10 protein-coding genes are annotated in these 15,404 nt (G+C 57.4%); 4 read left to right on the forward strand and 6 right to left on the reverse strand.

The genetic code is table 11. The features are described 5' to 3' along the window. Positions 1 to 153 precede the first annotated feature (153 nt). The 3 genes from ADJ24_RS18700 to shiA form a co-directional block, all read right to left on the reverse strand. Positions 154 to 1,920 carry an aminopeptidase P family protein gene (locus ADJ24_RS18700; protein WP_023312355.1) on the reverse strand — a complete coding sequence of 589 codons (1,767 nt, stop codon included), beginning with the start codon at positions 1,918 to 1,920 and terminating at the stop codon, positions 154 to 156. A 15-nt stretch (positions 1,921 to 1,935) separates the two neighbouring features. After that, on the reverse strand, positions 1,936 to 3,390 hold the full coding sequence (locus ADJ24_RS18705; protein ID WP_023312354.1) for an AMP nucleosidase: 1,455 nt from the start codon (positions 3,388 to 3,390) through the stop codon (positions 1,936 to 1,938). Between the two features lie 73 nt (positions 3,391 to 3,463). Beyond that, the gene (gene shiA / locus ADJ24_RS18710) at positions 3,464 to 4,780 is read right to left on the reverse strand and encodes a shikimate transporter (RefSeq protein ID WP_023312353.1); all 1,317 of its coding nucleotides are present in this window, start codon (positions 4,778 to 4,780) and stop codon (positions 3,464 to 3,466) included. 255 nt (positions 4,781 to 5,035) lie between these two features. Between shiA and pagP the strand changes: the two genes are divergently transcribed. Then, a complete protein-coding gene (gene pagP / locus ADJ24_RS18715; RefSeq protein ID WP_032668488.1) occupies positions 5,036 to 5,611 on the forward strand; it encodes a lipid IV(A) palmitoyltransferase PagP in 576 nt (191 codons plus the stop codon). Here pagP and ADJ24_RS18720 read toward each other — a convergent pair. Genes ADJ24_RS18720 through ADJ24_RS18730 form a run of 3 tightly spaced genes read right to left on the reverse strand, consistent with a single transcriptional unit; the run spans position 5,608 to position 10,717 of the window. Next, complete coding sequence (locus tag ADJ24_RS18720; RefSeq protein ID WP_023312351.1) at positions 5,608 to 6,573, reverse strand: acyltransferase; 966 nt, start codon at positions 6,571 to 6,573, stop codon at positions 5,608 to 5,610. The genes pagP and ADJ24_RS18720 overlap by 4 nt on opposite strands. Further along, positions 6,570 to 9,632 carry an efflux RND transporter permease subunit gene (locus ADJ24_RS18725; RefSeq protein ID WP_023312350.1) on the reverse strand — a complete coding sequence of 1,021 codons (3,063 nt, stop codon included), beginning with the start codon at positions 9,630 to 9,632 and terminating at the stop codon, positions 6,570 to 6,572. Before ADJ24_RS18725 ends, ADJ24_RS18720 begins: the two co-directional genes overlap by 4 nt. Beyond that, positions 9,632 to 10,717: an efflux RND transporter periplasmic adaptor subunit gene (locus ADJ24_RS18730; RefSeq protein WP_023312349.1), complete on the reverse strand. Its 1,086-nt coding sequence runs from the start codon at positions 10,715 to 10,717 to the stop codon at positions 9,632 to 9,634. The genes ADJ24_RS18725 and ADJ24_RS18730 overlap by 1 nt, the downstream gene beginning before the upstream one ends. Positions 10,718 to 11,111: 394 nt before the next feature. Here ADJ24_RS18730 and ADJ24_RS18735 point away from each other — a divergent pair, with 394 nt between their 5' ends. The 3 genes from ADJ24_RS18735 to ldtA all read left to right on the forward strand — a co-directional run bounded on the left by ADJ24_RS18735 (position 11,112) and on the right by ldtA (position 15,242). Continuing rightward, a complete protein-coding gene (locus ADJ24_RS18735) occupies positions 11,112 to 11,543 on the forward strand; it encodes a universal stress protein (RefSeq protein ID WP_023312348.1) in 432 nt (143 codons plus the stop codon). A gap of 47 nt (positions 11,544 to 11,590) precedes the next feature. Then, the gene (locus tag ADJ24_RS18740) at positions 11,591 to 14,284 is read left to right on the forward strand and encodes a cation-transporting P-type ATPase (RefSeq protein ID WP_023312347.1); all 2,694 of its coding nucleotides are present in this window, start codon (positions 11,591 to 11,593) and stop codon (positions 14,282 to 14,284) included. 61 nt (positions 14,285 to 14,345) lie between these two features. Next, a complete protein-coding gene (gene ldtA / locus ADJ24_RS18745; RefSeq protein WP_023312346.1) occupies positions 14,346 to 15,242 on the forward strand; it encodes a L,D-transpeptidase in 897 nt (298 codons plus the stop codon). Positions 15,243 to 15,404: the final 162 nt, after the last annotated feature.

Genomic DNA, 15,404 nt, shown 5'->3' on the forward strand with positions numbered 1-15,404 from the left:
CAGAGGAGCCAAATTTAAAAAGCCTGCTTTTAAAGCAGGCTTTTTGCTTTTCTGCGCAAGGGAAATGCAAAACGGCAACCTTGTTGCCGTTTTTAGTGTGTGCACCCTCTCCCGTGGGAGAGGGTTGGGGTGAGGGCACCAGACCGCACGAAATTACAAACTAATCGGCGCTGTCGCTTCCACCAGCCACGGACGCGCATCGCTATTCACCAGAGGTGAAAGCACCTCGCGTACCTGCCGGTGATACGCATCCAGCCACTGCTTTTCCTGCTCGCTCAGCAGATGCAGCTCAACCTGACTTAAGTCGATCGGGATCAGCGTCAGCGAGGCAAATTTGCAGAACCCCGGACGGCTCTCCACAATCTCAACCTGGTTTTCAATACGAATACCGTGGCTGTCGCCCAGATAGTAGCCCGGCTCGATAGTCATGATATTGCCCGCCACCAGCGGCCACGGATTGACCTTTTTGGCGATGCGATGCGGGTTCTCGTGGATCAGCAGCTGGTGCCCCACGCCGTGTCCCGTACCGTGATCGTAATCCAGCCCCATCTCCCACAGCGGGCGACGCGCAAACGCATCCAGCTGATGCCCCTGAGTCCCGGAAGGGAACTGCAGGGTAATGAGCGACAGAAAGCCTCTCAGCACGGCGGTGTAGTGCAGGCGCTGCTGCGGATCGACTTTCCCCCACGCCAGCGTACGCGTGGCATCGGTGGTGCCGTTAACATACTGGCCGCCGGAATCGTTCAGGTAAAAATGGTCATGGCCGATAGGCTTATTGCTGGCCTCGCTCGAGTGATAGTGGCACATCGCCGCATTGCTCGAAGAGGCGGAGATGGGTGCAAAACTCTGCTCGATGAACCCGGGCTGCTGTTGACGAAACGCAAGCTGCTGCGCCTGCGCGTCCAGCTCGGTGAGCGGTTGTCCTGCCGCCTCGCGCCGCGGCACTTCACGGCTCAGCCAGGCGAGGAAGTTGACCCACGCGGCCCCGTCCTGGTGATGGCACTCGCGATAGCCTGCCAGCTCGACCGGATTTTTAGTCGCTTTCATCAGGGTGATGGGATCGGTCCGCCAGACAATTTCTCCCCGTGGCTCAACGGCGAAGCGCAGGGCCACCGGCGCGGAATCGGCATCAATCATCACCCGTTTGCCTTCAGCAATCTGCTGGCAGCGTTCAATAAAGGTATCCTGCGGGGCAACGGCGAACGCACTGCGCACACCGTCAGGCAGTGCGCTGAGCTTATTGTCGTTAACAAACCACTCAACGCTACCATCACGGCTGAGCAGGGCGAAGGAAAGAGGAACCGGGCTAAAGGGGATATCTGATCCACGCACGTTTAGCAGCCAGGCGATGTTATCCGGCAGCGTCACGGCGAGGAAATCAGCATTGTGTTCTGCCAGCACGGCGGCGACGCGCTGACGTTTGTCCGCGCTGCGTTCACCGCTGTGTTCAACCGGCATTTCACGGATAAGCCCCGCCGGTGCGGCAGGGCGATCGGTCCATAGCGTGTCAAACGGCGAGGCCTTCAGCGGCACCAGCTCGCACGGCGTGGCTGACAGCTGCTCAAACTCTGAATTGGTCATCAGCAGCGCGTCAAAACCGATGCGGGTTCCCGCCTCAACGTTTTCTGCCAGCCATTCTGCCAGCGGCTCGTTGTGAAGGTGGTGGATCTCAACCTCATCCGTATTGACCTGAACGCGGGCCTGAACCTGATAGCGCCCGTCGACGAACAGCAGCGCTTTGTTTTTCAGCACCAGCGCCACGCCGGCCGAACCGTCAAAGCCCGTCAGCCAGGCCAGTTTTTCGTCATAAGGCGCGCAATATTCGCTCTGCCAGGCATCCGCCCGCGGGACGATTATCCCTTCGAGATGGCTGGCCTCAAGCCAGTGGCGCAGGGCAGAGAGCGGTGATGTGGTGTGCATGGTTTTTCCTTGTTATTAGCGGAACGGCGGCTCGTTGAAGGTGCGCAGCTTGCGCGAATGGAGCTTGTCGCCCTCCGCGCGAAGTAAATCAATTGCACGAATACCAATCTGCAGATGCTCTGAGATAGCTCCTTCATAGAAACGGTTGGCCTGGCCCGGCAGCTTAATTTCGCCGTGCAGCGGCTTATCGGAGACGCACAGCAGCGTGCCGTAAGGGACGCGGAAGCGATACCCCTGCGCAGCGATGGTGGCGCTCTCCATATCGATCGCTACCGCGCGGCTCAGGTTGAACCGCAGCGCGGAGGCGGAGTAGCGCAGCTCCCAGTTGCGGTCATCCGTTGTGACGACCGTGCCGGTGCGCAGGCGCTGTTTAACCTCTTCGCCCGGCATCCCGCTGACCTCTTTGGTAGCGTCATACAGCGCGCGCTGTACTTCGGCGATGCTCGGGATTGGGATATCCGGCGGTAGGACCGCATCAAGCACGTGGTCATCGCGCAGATAGGCGTGGGCCAGCACATAGTCGCCAATCAGCTGGCTTTCGCGCAGGCCGCCGCAGTGGCCAATCATCAGCCACACGTCCGGGCGCAGTACCGCCAGATGGTCGCAGATGGTCTTGGCATTTGACGGGCCAACGCCGATGTTGATCAGGGTGATGCCCTGACCGTCTGCGGTGATCAGGTGCCAGGCGGGCATCTGGTGCTTTTTCCACGCCAGGTCGGAAATGGCCTGCTCGGGCGCTTCGGTTTCAGCGGTGATCCAGATCCCGCCCGCGCAGGACAGCGCGATATACGGGCTTTCCGGGTCGAGGATCTGGCTGCAGCCCCAGCGGACAAACTCATCGACGTAACGGGTGTAGTTGGTAAAGAGCACGAACGGCTGGAAATGTTCGACTGGCGTACCGGTGTAGTGGCGCAGGCGCGCCAGGGAGAAATCGACCCGGCGGGCATCAAAATGCGACAGGGGAGAAAATTCTGCCGGATGATAAATCCCGTCGGCCGTCTCATCGCCAATCTGGGAAAGCTCGGTGGTCGGGAAGTGGCGGGTCAGCCCCGCGCTCATGGAGCGGTCAAGGGTTAACGCCGAACCGTCAATCACGTAGGGATAGGGGATCTCATGCTGCGAGGGCTCAACGGCAATGTGCGCGCCGTAATCCTGGTACAGCAGCGTGAGCTGTTCTTCAAGATACGGGCGGAACAGCGCAGGGCGGGTGACGGTGGTGCTGTAGCAGCCGGAATGGGTAAAACGGGCGTAGGCGCGGGTTTTGGGATTACTGCTGGCGCTGCCGTCCCAGGTCACAGAGAGCGATGGATAAACAAAAAGGCCCTCGGTTCTGGCCTTTTGGTCGGGAAGTTTCCCTGTTTCGATATATTCGCTGATGGCGCCGCGCAGCGCGTTGACGGACTGTTCATACAGCGCGTCGAGTTTTTCCAGCGCCTGAGCCGGGGTCAGGCTGGAGCCCTTATTATTCATCTCTGTCTCCTTGTTCCACAGGTGTGCGACTCTACCCGATAGTATGTCACACGCCTGTGAAACAAAAGGGAGATCAGCCGTGGCTCGTCTCTTTCATCAGCAGCGCCGTCGCTGCCGACAGCAGGCAGCCGGCCAGCAGATAAATCGCCACGCTGTGCCAGTTGCCGCCGGAGAAGGTCACCAGCGCGGCGGCAATAAACGGCGTAAATCCGCCACCGACCACGCTTGCGACCTGGTAGCCCACGCCCGCGCCGCTGTAGCGGTAGCTTGCGCCAAACAGCTCGGTGAACATCGGCTGCTGCACGCACACCACCATGTCGTGAGCGATGTTGGCGAGCATGATGGCGAAGAAGACAATCCAGAAGATCGACTGCGCCTCCAGCGCCATAAAGAATGGCCAGGCGCTGAGGGTGCCAATCAGCGCCCCGGTGATGTAAACGCGACGGCGGCCAAACCTGTCCGCCAGCCACGCGAAGCAGGGGATTGTCAGGCAGCTGATCCCGCCGACCAGCAGGCCAATATTCAGGAACAGCTCGCGCGGCAGACCGAGATTCTGCGTCGAGTAGTTCAGGGCAAACGCGGTGACGATATACATCGTCAGCAGCTCGCACAGGCGCAGGGCGATAATTTTCAGAAAAGCGCCAGGGTGCTGAACCAGCGCTTCCATCACAGGCAGACGCTTTTTGGTGAGCGGTTTTTCCAGCTGTTGTTTTTCAAACTCAGCCGACTCCTCCATCCCGTTACGGATCCACAGCGCAGCGATGACCAGCACGATGCTGAAGATGAACGGAATGCGCCAGCCCCAGCTCAGGAACTGCTCGTCGGTAGTAAGCTGGCTGATTAGCGATACCAGCCCGGTGGAAAGCAGAAGGCCTACGCCGTACCCGACCTGTACGCCGCTGCTGTAAAACGCTTTTCTGTGCTTCGGCGCGCTCTCTACGGACAGCAGCGCCGCACCGCCCCATTCGCCGCCTACGGCGAAGCCCTGGATGGCGCGCAGGGTGACCAGCAGTACCGGTGCCCACCAGCCGATAGAGGCAAACGAGGGGAGAATACCGATAAGCGCGGTGGCGATCCCCATCATCCAGACGGTGAGCATCAGCATGCGCTTGCGGCCCAGGCGGTCGCCGAAGTGGCCGAAGATCACACCTCCCAGCGGGCGAAACAGAAAGCCGACGCCGAAGGTGGCAAACGCGGCGAGCGTGCCCATCGCGGGGCTGACCTGAGGAAAAAACTCGCGGTTAAACACCAGGGCGGCAGTGATGCCGTAAAGCAGAAAATCATACCAGTCGACGACGGCACCCGCGAAGCTGCCTAAGGCTGCGCGGCGGGCACGATTGAGCGAAGGTGTCTCCTCGTTGGGACGATCGGAGATGAGGGTGGAGTCCATAGTTGTCCTGTCCGTACTGATTTTTAATTATTGGTATAAGAAAAGGTCACTCACAAAGCAGCCGTCATATAAACGGAACCTATGAGACTACCGCGACAAAACGCCTGAGAAAACGTTTTTATCTTTCCGGATGGTGCTGAATAAATAAATTTCATCCCCACCTGCGGCGAGATAATTGTGTCTTCTGGTTCCGTTAAAGGCTGAATGGTTTACAGTAATAGTGATCGCCGCGTGAGTTAAGCTGAGGGAATAATGATGCAACGCACCTTTTCGGCATTCTGGATGATTCTGTTTTTATTCGTCGCACCGCTTCATGCGGAGCCCAACGTCTATGGTGAACAGCGTATCAGCGGCTGGTGGAATGCGCTGACGGATGATATTTCACAAACCTGGGAAGAGCCCCAACGTTACGACCTGTACCTGCCGTTCCTGAGCTGGCACGCCCGCTTTATGTACGACAAGGAAAAAACGGACAATTACAATGAAATGCCGTGGGGCGGCGGGCTGGGCGTTTCCCGCTATAACGAAGAGGGCAACTGGAGCGCGCTGTTCGCGATGATGTTCAAGGACTCGCACAACGAATGGCAGCCCGCGATGGGCTATGGCTGGGAGAAGGGCTGGTATCTGGATAATGCCAAAGATTTCCGCCTCGGGCTCGGTGCCGCGGCGGGCATCACGGCGCGAGATGATTTTGCAAACTATGTCCCGCTACCGTTCATCTTCCCGCTGTTTTCGGCCGGGTATAAGCGCGTTACCGTCCAGTTCACCTACATTCCCGGGACTTATAACAACGGTAACGTGCTCTTTGCCTGGCTGCGCTTAGGCTTTTAAAGGGTGATCACCTTTTTTGCCACGGCGTTAGACAATATCAGCATGGAGAAGAGAACAGAGGTAATGAAAGTGAGCACAATCAGCGCCAGCTTCATACCGAGAGAGGTCACCGGTATCAGCGCCGTCAGGAGATGAAACACCGAGTAATGCACAATGTACACGCCGGTCATCGTTTTGCTGATAGCGGCCAGAATGGACTCTTTAAATTCAGCATTGCGGCGAAAGCGCACGCCGTTTGCCGCAATCACCAGCGCGATGATCAAAATGTAAATTTGAGAGCCGGTGAGAATAAAGGCGTTTCTGTCCGCCTTGAACAGCGCGAAGAAGAAGTGGCGCTCGTAAAACCAGGTGAAGAGGTAGATAAACGGGATGGCGACAACCGCCGTCCTGACCACATTTTTGCGGCTAATCCACTCGGCGACTTTCGGGTCGCAGAAGAGTTGCCCCGTCAGAAAAAACAGCAGCCACGTCCACAGCCGATACTGTGGTGAAAGAGAAAGGGCGTGCGCCTCAGGATAGAGCGCCGATAGCAGATCGTATCCGTAGGAAAAGAGCAGTAGGGCGGCAATCGCGCCGCAGAACAGCGCTCGCCGCTGGCTGAGCCACTCCACCGCCGGGTGGAAGGTGTAAATCACCACAAACGCAAACACGAACCAGGGCTGGATTAAATAGCCGCGCTGATAGGGCTCCCACAGGTAGTAGATCGTTATCCAGAACAGAAAAACAATCACCAGGCTTTTAATTTTGTCCAGCTGCCAGCGGGTGCCGTGCCGGGATTGTCCGTCGAGATAGCCCGCAACCACAAAAAACAGCGGCGTGGCGATGGTCGAGATAAAGGTTAAAAACCCCAGGATCCAGTGATAGTCATAATCATAATGATCCCAGGTGTTGTAGATGGTAAAGAAGGTGACCGCCGTCATACAGCCCAGCGTTTTGATAATGTTCAGCCCTGTCGCATTCATTGTTGTTTGGCTTCGTCCTTACGATGGAAACACGCATAAATCACGGGGAGTACCAGCAGCGTCAGGATTGTAGCAAATCCCAGTCCAAACATAATGACAACGGCCATGCTCTGGAAGAAAACGTCCAGCAGCAGCGGAGCCAGGCCCAGTACGGTCGTGAAAGCGGTGAGCAGGATAGGGCGCAGGCGCGAGGTGGCGGCGTACACGATCGCCTCGTGCTGGTCCTTTTGCGTTTTCTGCTGTTCGATCTCTTCCACCAGCACGATGCCGTTACGGATGAGCATGCCGCTCAGGCTCAGCAGGCCAATCAGCGCCATAAAGCCGAACGGGATACCGGTAATCAAGAATCCAGGTGTGACGCCAATCAACGCCAGCGGCACGGTCAGCCAGATGGCGACGGCATTTTTTACCGAGCTGAACATCAGCACCGTAATGACAAACATCACCAGATACCCGAGAGGTAGCGTAGTGAACAGCCCCTGCTGCGCTTCGCTGGAGTTTTCCGCGTCGCCCCCCCACTCGATGCTGTAGCCGTGTGGCAGGCTAAGGGCATCAATCTGCGGCTTCACGCGGGCGAGAATGTCCCCGGAGGTTTGCTGGCTCAGCGGGTCCGGGTCCGTCTGCACCGTCAGCACCCTCGAGCGGTCGCGTCGAAGGATGAGCGGATCTTCCCACTCCAGCGAGAAGCGGCTGACGACGTTACTCAGCGGGATATACTGCTGCCGCGTCTGGCTCCACACCAGCACGTTGTTCAGGTGATTGGCGTCCAGCCGTTCGCTCTCAGGCGGGCGCACCACGACCGGGAGCAAGTCGCTGCCTTCCCGGTACAGCCCCGCCCGGCTGCCGGAGAAGTTCATCTCCAGCGCGTTATCAACGTCCTGCTTATCTACGCCAAGCTCGCGGCCCAGGGCGGCAACGTACTGTGGGCGGATCACCTTACTGCGGTTTTGCCAGTCGTTCCTGACGCTGCCCGTGGCCGGGTCGCGGGTGAGGATGTCGTCCACCTGGCTGGCTATCAGACGCAGCCGGTCAGGATCGGGACCTTTAATGCGCACCTCAATGGCGCTGTCGCCGGAGGGGCCAAACATCACGCGCTTGGTGCTGGCGTTGACCTGCGGATAGTTTCGCGCGATGTACTCGTCCACGTGGCGCGTCAGGGCGGAGATGTTGCGCTGGTCGTCCATGCGCACCATGATCTGCGCATAGTTGCTGTACTGGCGCTGTCCGCTGTAGGTCAGAATGAAGCGCATACTTCCCTGACCAATGGTTGCGACGGTGGTCTCCACGCCCGGCTGGCCATTGATCGTCTTTTCAATATCGCTGGTCATTTTCTCAGTCCACTTGATATCGGTACCGTAGGGTAGCCACAGGTCGACAAAGAAAATCGGCGTATTAGACGACGGGAAAAAATTTTGCCGCACGGCGCCGAAGCCCCAGACAGAGGCTGCCAGCAGCGCAGCCATCACAATGAGCGTCGGTGCCTTATGGTGCAGCAGCGTGTTAAGCAGGTGCTGGTAGGCGCGGTAGAGTCGTTTGTCGTAAGGATCTGACTCGTCGGTTTTATCGGGCGCGCTGTCGTTTTTAAACAACCACCACTTAATCAGCACCGGGGTGAGGGTGAGCGCAGAGAACCAGCTCAGCATCAGGGAAATCAGCAGCACCTGGAACAGGGATTTACAGTATTCCCCGGTGGAATCCTGCGACAGCCCGATAGGGGCAAACGCCAGGATGGCAATCACCGTCGCCCCCAGCAGCGGCAGGGCGGAGCGGCGGATGATGTAGTTCACGGCGGTCAGCAGAGGCGAGCCCTGCTGTCGGGCAATCAACACCCCTTCGACAATCACGATGGCGTTATCCACCAGCATGCTGAGGGCGATAATCAGCGCCCCGAGCGAGATGCGCTGTAGCTCAATGCCACACAGATACATAATCAGCAGCGTGCCCAGCACGTTAAGGGCGAGAGAAACCGCGATGATGATCCCGCTGCGTACGCCCATAAAGATCAGCAGCACGCCGATGACAATCGCCAGCGCCATCAGGAAGTTAATAATAAAACCGTTAACGGAGTGGCCCACTTCGGCTGCCTGATCGTAAAACAGATCTATCTGTATGCCTGCCGGTTTTTCCGCCGACATCTGGCTTAGCTTCGCCTCCAGCGCGTGGCCCACGTCGATAACGTTCACGCCGGGAATAAACGAGACGCCCATGGTGACGGCTTTTTTACCGTTGGCATGGTAGATACTGGCCGGCGATTCGTTCAGCCCGCGCGACAGCGTGGCGATATCCCGCAGACGCGTCGCCGCCCCGGTGCCGGAAGGCGTGATGATGATATCCGCCAGTTCATCAAGATTCTCGAACTCACCGGTCGGGTGCAGGCGAATGGATTCCGTGCCGGAGGTGATTTCTCCGGCGCTGGAAACGACGTTAAGTCTGCTGAGCAGGGCGGAAAGCTGGTTCAGCGTAATGCCGCGCGCGGCCATTTTGGTCAGGGAGATATCGATGTTGACCTGCTGGCTAATGGCCCCGCCGATGGCGACCTTCGCGACGCCGGGGATCAGAATTAACTCCCGGCGCAGCTGCTCCGCATATCTCACCAGTTCAGGATTACTGAATTCATCTCCGGAAATGGCGAAGAAGAAGCCGAACACGTCGCCGAAATCGTCATTCACAAAGGGCGTGACGACGCCGGGCGGGAACTGACGCGAGGCATCGCCCACGCGGCGGCGCAGTTCATCCCAAATCTGCGGCAGCTCGTTCGAATGATAGCGTGAAGCGATGTTAACGGTGATTTGCGACAGACCGTTTGAAGAGATGGAGCTCACGTTGTCCAGATAAGGCAGCTGCTGAAGGGCATTCTCCAGCGGAAGCGTCACCTCCTCTTCAACCTGCTGAGCGGATGCGCCGGGGTAGTGGGTGACCACCACTGCGGTTTTGATGGTAAAGGCGGGATCTTCCAGCCTGCCGATATTCAACAGGGCGAAAATACCCCCGATGCCCAGCAGCAGGATCGTTAGCCAGACGCGAACAGGGTTATTGATAAATTGACGAGAGATATCCATTACAGTCCCCGTTCACGCGTCCAGATACGTACCGGCTGGTTAGCATGGAGCTCCCCAACGCCCGCAGCCACCACGCGTTCGCCCGCCTTAAGCCCGCTGGTAATCACCACCCCTTCGGTGCTCACTTGCCCCACGCTGACCTTGCGGTCTTCGAGATGGAGCGCGTCGCCTTCGCCCGTTACGACCCAGACGTGCGGCTCGTTGCGCGGGCTGTTGTTCGGGTTAAAGACTGCCTCAACCGGTACGACCAGCGCCTGAGCGTCCGCGCCCGCCGGAAGGTTGGTTAAATTGATGGTCACCGTACCGCTTACGCCACCGACTGCGGGAAAATCATCCGGGCGCGGCATGGTCAGTATCACCTGCCAGGTCAGGGTATTACTGTCGCTGCTGCCCGAGTGCTCTTTGTAGACGGCGGTAAATTCCCGATCCGGCATGGCGTTAATTTTCACCACGGGGCGATACTGCGCGTTGCGGATATCAAAGGCCTTAAACAGGTTTTCAGGGATACTGAACACCACGTCCAGCAGGTCGGTGCGGGTTAACGTGGCAATGGGCTGACCGGGGGACACCACCTGATGGTTTCGGACATGTACGCTGGCTACCGTCCCGCTGAAGGGGGCGACGAGCGTCATCTGATTCAGCTCTTCTCGGGCAATCTGCAGCGCCGCATTCGCCGAATCGCGGTTCGCACGCTGCACGTCCATTTCCGCTTTCGAAATCGCCTGGCGGCCTGCCAGCGTCTGGAAGCGATCGAACTGCCTCTGGGCCAGCGTCGCCGCCGTTTGTCTGTCGTTAACCCGCTGCTGGGCTTCACGGGCGTTCAGTCTGGCAAGCTGTTGCCCCTGTTTGATGGCTGCGCCCTGACGCACATCGAGCGCTTCAATTTGACCTGCGCGCTTGAAGGAAAGGTCTGTGGCATCGCCCGATTCAATGCGGGCGGGAAAAACGCGCTGCCGGGCGTGACCGGGAACCGTCACCTCCGCCACTTTTACCATCCTGGGCAGGGGGGCGGCTTGCTTCGGTTTTGGGTCGCACGCCGTGAGCGTTAACAAAACGAACGGTAAAAGAGAGAGGTAGCGGTTCACTGTATTCCCCTAATAAATAACTGTTTTATTTATTCCATCACCTGGACAGGGGTGACACTATTCTGCCAGAACAGTGACGACCATATAGGTAAATAAACCAATCGCCGTGCTGGCGATAATGGCAAGTGCAATGAACATACCCAGACGGATCAGGCTTAAACCATACATACATTCCTCCATGAGCCGGAAGCGGTGGCTGACTATGAGCATAGTCGGCGAAAAGATAAATGTTAAATAACCATTCTCAGTGGGGAAGCGCTAAACCTGATATTCCTGTGCTACGTTTAATATTATCCATCTTTTTTACCGTAGCTGGCATTAAGGGCAACCCCCTGCATTTAATGCGTTTTTTGCTTCATTCACTCTCGTGTTGGTTATAAAAAGGATGCTCGATATGTATAAAAACATTCTCGTTCCGGTGGATGTCTACGAGACAAGCCTGGCGGATAAGGCGTTGCAGCATGCACAGTTTCTGGCGCAAAGCGCATCGGGTGACATTCATTTGCTGCACGTCATGCCCAAGTTTTCAGCCGAACTGACGCGTGGTTTTATTTCAGATGCGCGCAAAATGGATGAATATATGATTAATAATTCGAAAGAAAAGCTGTCTGACCTGGTCAAAAAAGTAAATCTGCCAGAAGAGCGTGTTCATCTCCACGTCCGTAGCGGGAATGTTCGTGATGAGGTTATTAAGCTGGCGGATGAACTTACCGTCGGCGCAATTATTGTCGGCTCGCGAAATCCAAATATTCAAACCCATTTGTTAGGATCGGAGGCGGCAAGTATTGTTCGTTACGCACATGTTCCTGTTTTCGTTATTCGTTAATTACAGAGAAGCAAGGTGATTTCTGAATAGAACCTGAGGAAGGAACGATGAAAACAGGAAAACCTGAACGTCCGTATTATCAACAAACCGTTGACGAAACCCTGTCGAATATCCACTCCACCCTGGAAGGCCTTAGCGGCACTGAGGCATCAGCCCGACTTCAGCAGCACGGTGAGAATGCGTTACCGCAAAAAAAGGGCAAACCCGCCTGGCTGCGCTTCCTGGCGCATTTTAACGACGTATTGATTTACGTGCTGCTGGTGGCCGCGTTGCTTAAGCTCTTTATGGGCCACTGGGTAGACATGTTTGTGATCCTTGGGGTTGCCATCATTAACGCGCTGATTGGCCATATCCAGGAGAGCAATGCTGAAAAATCGTTGCAGAGCATTCGCAATATGCTCTCCAGCGAAGCCGTAGTGGTACGACAGGGGAATCATGAAACGATCCCCACTACGGCGCTGGTCCCGGGAGATATCGTGGTGATCCGCGCCGGAGATCGTATCCCTGCGGACCTGCGCGTGATTGAAGCGCATAACCTTCGCGTGGAGGAGGCCATCCTGACCGGCGAATCCACTGTTGTTGAGAAAAACAGCGATGCGTTAAGCGGGGAACTGCCCTTAGGTGACCGGTATAATCTGCTCTACTCGGGCACCACCGTCAGCTCCGGCGGCGGTAAAGGCGTGGTGGTGGCAACCGGGGGTGAGACCGAGCTGGGCCACATCAATCAGATGATGTCCGACATTGAAAAGCACCGCACGCCGCTGATGGTGCAGATGGACAAGCTCGGTAAGACCATCTTCATCACTATCCTGGTGATGATGGTGGCGCTGTTTGTCTTTAGCCTCTTGTTCCGGGAGATGCCGGTTTCTGAACTGGTGCTGTCGCTTATCAGCCTCGCCGTTGCCGCCGTGCCGGAAGGCCTGCCGGCCATCATCTCCATTATCCTTTCGCTTGGCGTACAGGCCATGGCGCGTCGCAAGGCCATCATTCGCAAGCTGCCTACGGTTGAAACGCTGGGGGCGATGACGGTCATCTGCTCGGATAAAACCGGCACCCTGACGATGAATGAAATGACGGTCAAAGCGGTGATTACCGCTGACACGACCTATCGCGTGGAGGGCGACAGCTACGAACCGGTGGGGAATATTCACCCCGTAGATGACCCAACGCCCGTCAGCGTGACGCAGGGTTCCCTGCTGGAACGCTACCTGCGCACCATTGACCTTTGTAATGACAGCCAGCTGATCAAAGACGAGCAGGGGCTGTGGAAAATCACCGGGGGCCCAACCGAGGGCGCGCTGAAGGTGCTGGCGGCGAAAATCCCGCTCCCTCCGGTCGATACCGAAATGCGCAGCAAAATCCCGTTTGATTCACAGTATAAATACATGTCCACGCTGTACCGGCTGGGCGATGAAGAGGTGATTTTAATCACTGGCGCGCCGGACGTCCTGTTCCGCCTCTGCCAGTACCAGCAGACGAATGAAGGACTGCAGCCGTTCGATCAGCCTTACTGGGAAGGGAAGATTGAAGAGTATGCCCGGGAAGGTCTGCGCATGGTGGCCGCGGCCTGGAAACCTGCCCGCGAGGGGCAACGCGAGCTGGATCACCCGGACCTGCATGATGGCGTGATCCTGCTGGGTATTGCTGGAATGATGGATCCGCCGCGTCCGGAGGCCATTACCGCCATTGCCGACTGTCTGCAGGCCGGGATCCGCGTGAAAATGATCACCGGCGACCACCCGCAAACGGCCATGAGCATTGGGCAAATGTTGGGGATTGGTAACGCCGCAAGCGCTATCACCGGACGTGAGCTGGAAGCGATGGACGATCGTCAGCTGAGCGACGCCGCGCAGCAGTACGATATTTTCGCCCGAACCAGCCCGGAGGATAAATTCCGCCTTGTGCAGGCCCTGCAAAGTAAGCAGGAAGTCGTGGGCATGACCGGGGATGGCGTAAATGATGCCCCGGCGCTCAAGCGGGCGGATGTGGGTATCGCCATGGGGATCAAGGGAACCGAAGTAACCAAGGAAGCCGCCGACATGGTGTTAACGGACGACAACTTTGCCACCATTGCCAGCGCGGTGCACGAGGGACGCCGGGTTTACGACAACCTGAAAAAGACCATTCTGTTCGTTATCCCCAGCAACATCGCGCAGGCTCTGCTGATCATCATCGCGCTGCTGGCGGGGAACCTGATCCCGCTGACGCCGGTCCTGATCCTGTGGATGAACATGGCCACGTCAGCAACGCTGTCGTTTGGCCTGGCGTTTGAAGCGGGTGAGAAGGACATCATGAACCGGCCACCGCGCAAGGCTAATCTCCATGTGATGGACGGCTATGCCATCTGGCGCGTGGTGTTTGTCGGTCTGATGATTGCCATTAGCGCCTTCGTGCTGGAAGCCTGGCTACAGCCGCGCGGCTATTCGGCGGAATTTATCCGCACCGTGCTGCTGCAAACCCTGGTGACCGCGCAGTGGTTCTACATGCTTAACTGCCGCGTGAATGACGGCTTCTCGCTGAGCAAAGGCCTGCTGGCGAATAAAGGGATTTGGATCGTGAGCGGCGTACTGCTGGCGCTACAGCTTCTTATCATTTACGCACCGTTCATGCAGATGCTGTTTGGCACCGAAGCGCTGCCGTTCCGCTACTGGGTCATCACCTTCCTGATTGGTTTTGTGATGTTCCTTATTGTCGAGGCGGAGAAAGTGCTGACGCGCAGGTGGCGCAAAACCGAAGCGTAATAGCGTAAACTGAGAAAGCCTGCCTGAGTCCGGGCTTTCTCTTTTTTGAGCGCAGAAAACTATGATTCGACTTACCTGGTTCGTCCTTACGCTGTGTGCCGCTGTACCCGGTGCGTTTGCCGTAACCTATACGCTTCCGCCGGAAGGCAGTCGTCTGGTGGGAACCCCGATTATCATCACCGTTCCTGAAGGTAACACGCTGCCTCTGGAAGCCTTTGCCGCGCAGTACGGGCAGGGGCTGAGCAACCTGCTGGAAGCAAACCCGGGCGTAGATCCTTTTTTGCCTAAATCCGGCACCCGGCTGGTGATCCCTCAGCAGCTGATTTTGCCCGACACCGTCCGCGAGGGCATTATCGTGAATGCTGCGGAAATGCGTCTCTACTATTATCCGCCTGGCGGTAATACCGTTGAAGTTCTGCCCATCGGCATAGGTCAGGCCGGACGCGAAACCCCGCGTAACTGGGTGACGGCCGTTGAGCGTAAGCAGGAGGGGCCAACCTGGTCTCCGACGCCGAACACGCGCCGTGCCTATGCGGCAGAAGGGAAAACGCTTCCGGCATTCGTACCCGCCGGGCCGGATAACCCGATGGGGCTGTATGCCATTTATATCGGCAGGTTGTATGCCATTCACGGCACAAACTCGAATTTCGGCATCGGGCTGCGGGTAAGTCAGGGCTGTATTCGTCTGCGTAATAACGACATCAAGTATCTTTTCGATAACGTTCCCGTAGGCACCCGCGTGCAGCTTATCGACAGGCCGGTTAAAGTCACCACCGAGCCGGACGGCAGCCGCTGGGTGGAAGTTCACGAGCCATTATCACGTAACCGCGCGGAGTTTGAGTCAACCCGGAAAGTGCCGCTGCCTATTTCAGCCGCGCAGCGAACGCAGCTGATAAACGAGGGCGCGGGCGCTGAGCTGGAACGGCGGTCGGGGATGCCGGTGAAGCTTGGCATGTAGAGGCATAGTGCGGGCTGGTTCCCTCACCCCAACCCTCTCCCACGGGAGAGGGGCACACACGAGCCCCGTAGGTCGGGTAAGGCGAAGCCGCCACACGACAATTTTTCGAGATGCAGAAAAGCAAAAAGCCTGCTTTAAAAGCAGGCTTTTCAAATTTGGCTC

It is taken from the genome of Enterobacter sp. 940_PEND, assembly GCF_001059415.1.
GTDB classification, from domain to species: domain Bacteria; phylum Pseudomonadota; class Gammaproteobacteria; order Enterobacterales; family Enterobacteriaceae; genus Enterobacter; species Enterobacter cloacae_M.

Excerpts from the sequence above, each read along its gene's own strand:
- ADJ24_RS18700 (WP_023312355.1), bottom strand. The coding sequence starts at position 1,920 with ATGCACACCACATCACCGCTCTCTGCCCTGCGCCACTGGCTTGAGGCC.
- ADJ24_RS18705 (WP_023312354.1), bottom strand. The coding sequence starts at position 3,390 with ATGAATAATAAGGGCTCCAGCCTGACCCCGGCTCAGGCGCTGGAAAAA.
- shiA (WP_023312353.1), bottom strand. The coding sequence starts at position 4,780 with ATGGACTCCACCCTCATCTCCGATCGTCCCAACGAGGAGACACCTTCG.
- pagP (WP_032668488.1), top strand. The coding sequence starts at position 5,036 with ATGCAACGCACCTTTTCGGCATTCTGGATGATTCTGTTTTTATTCGTC.
- ADJ24_RS18720 (WP_023312351.1), bottom strand. The coding sequence starts at position 6,573 with ATGAATGCGACAGGGCTGAACATTATCAAAACGCTGGGCTGTATGACG.
- ADJ24_RS18725 (WP_023312350.1), bottom strand. The coding sequence starts at position 9,632 with ATGGATATCTCTCGTCAATTTATCAATAACCCTGTTCGCGTCTGGCTA.
- ADJ24_RS18735 (WP_023312348.1), top strand. The coding sequence starts at position 11,112 with ATGTATAAAAACATTCTCGTTCCGGTGGATGTCTACGAGACAAGCCTG.
- ADJ24_RS18740 (WP_023312347.1), top strand. The coding sequence starts at position 11,591 with ATGAAAACAGGAAAACCTGAACGTCCGTATTATCAACAAACCGTTGAC.
- ldtA (WP_023312346.1), top strand. The coding sequence starts at position 14,346 with ATGATTCGACTTACCTGGTTCGTCCTTACGCTGTGTGCCGCTGTACCC.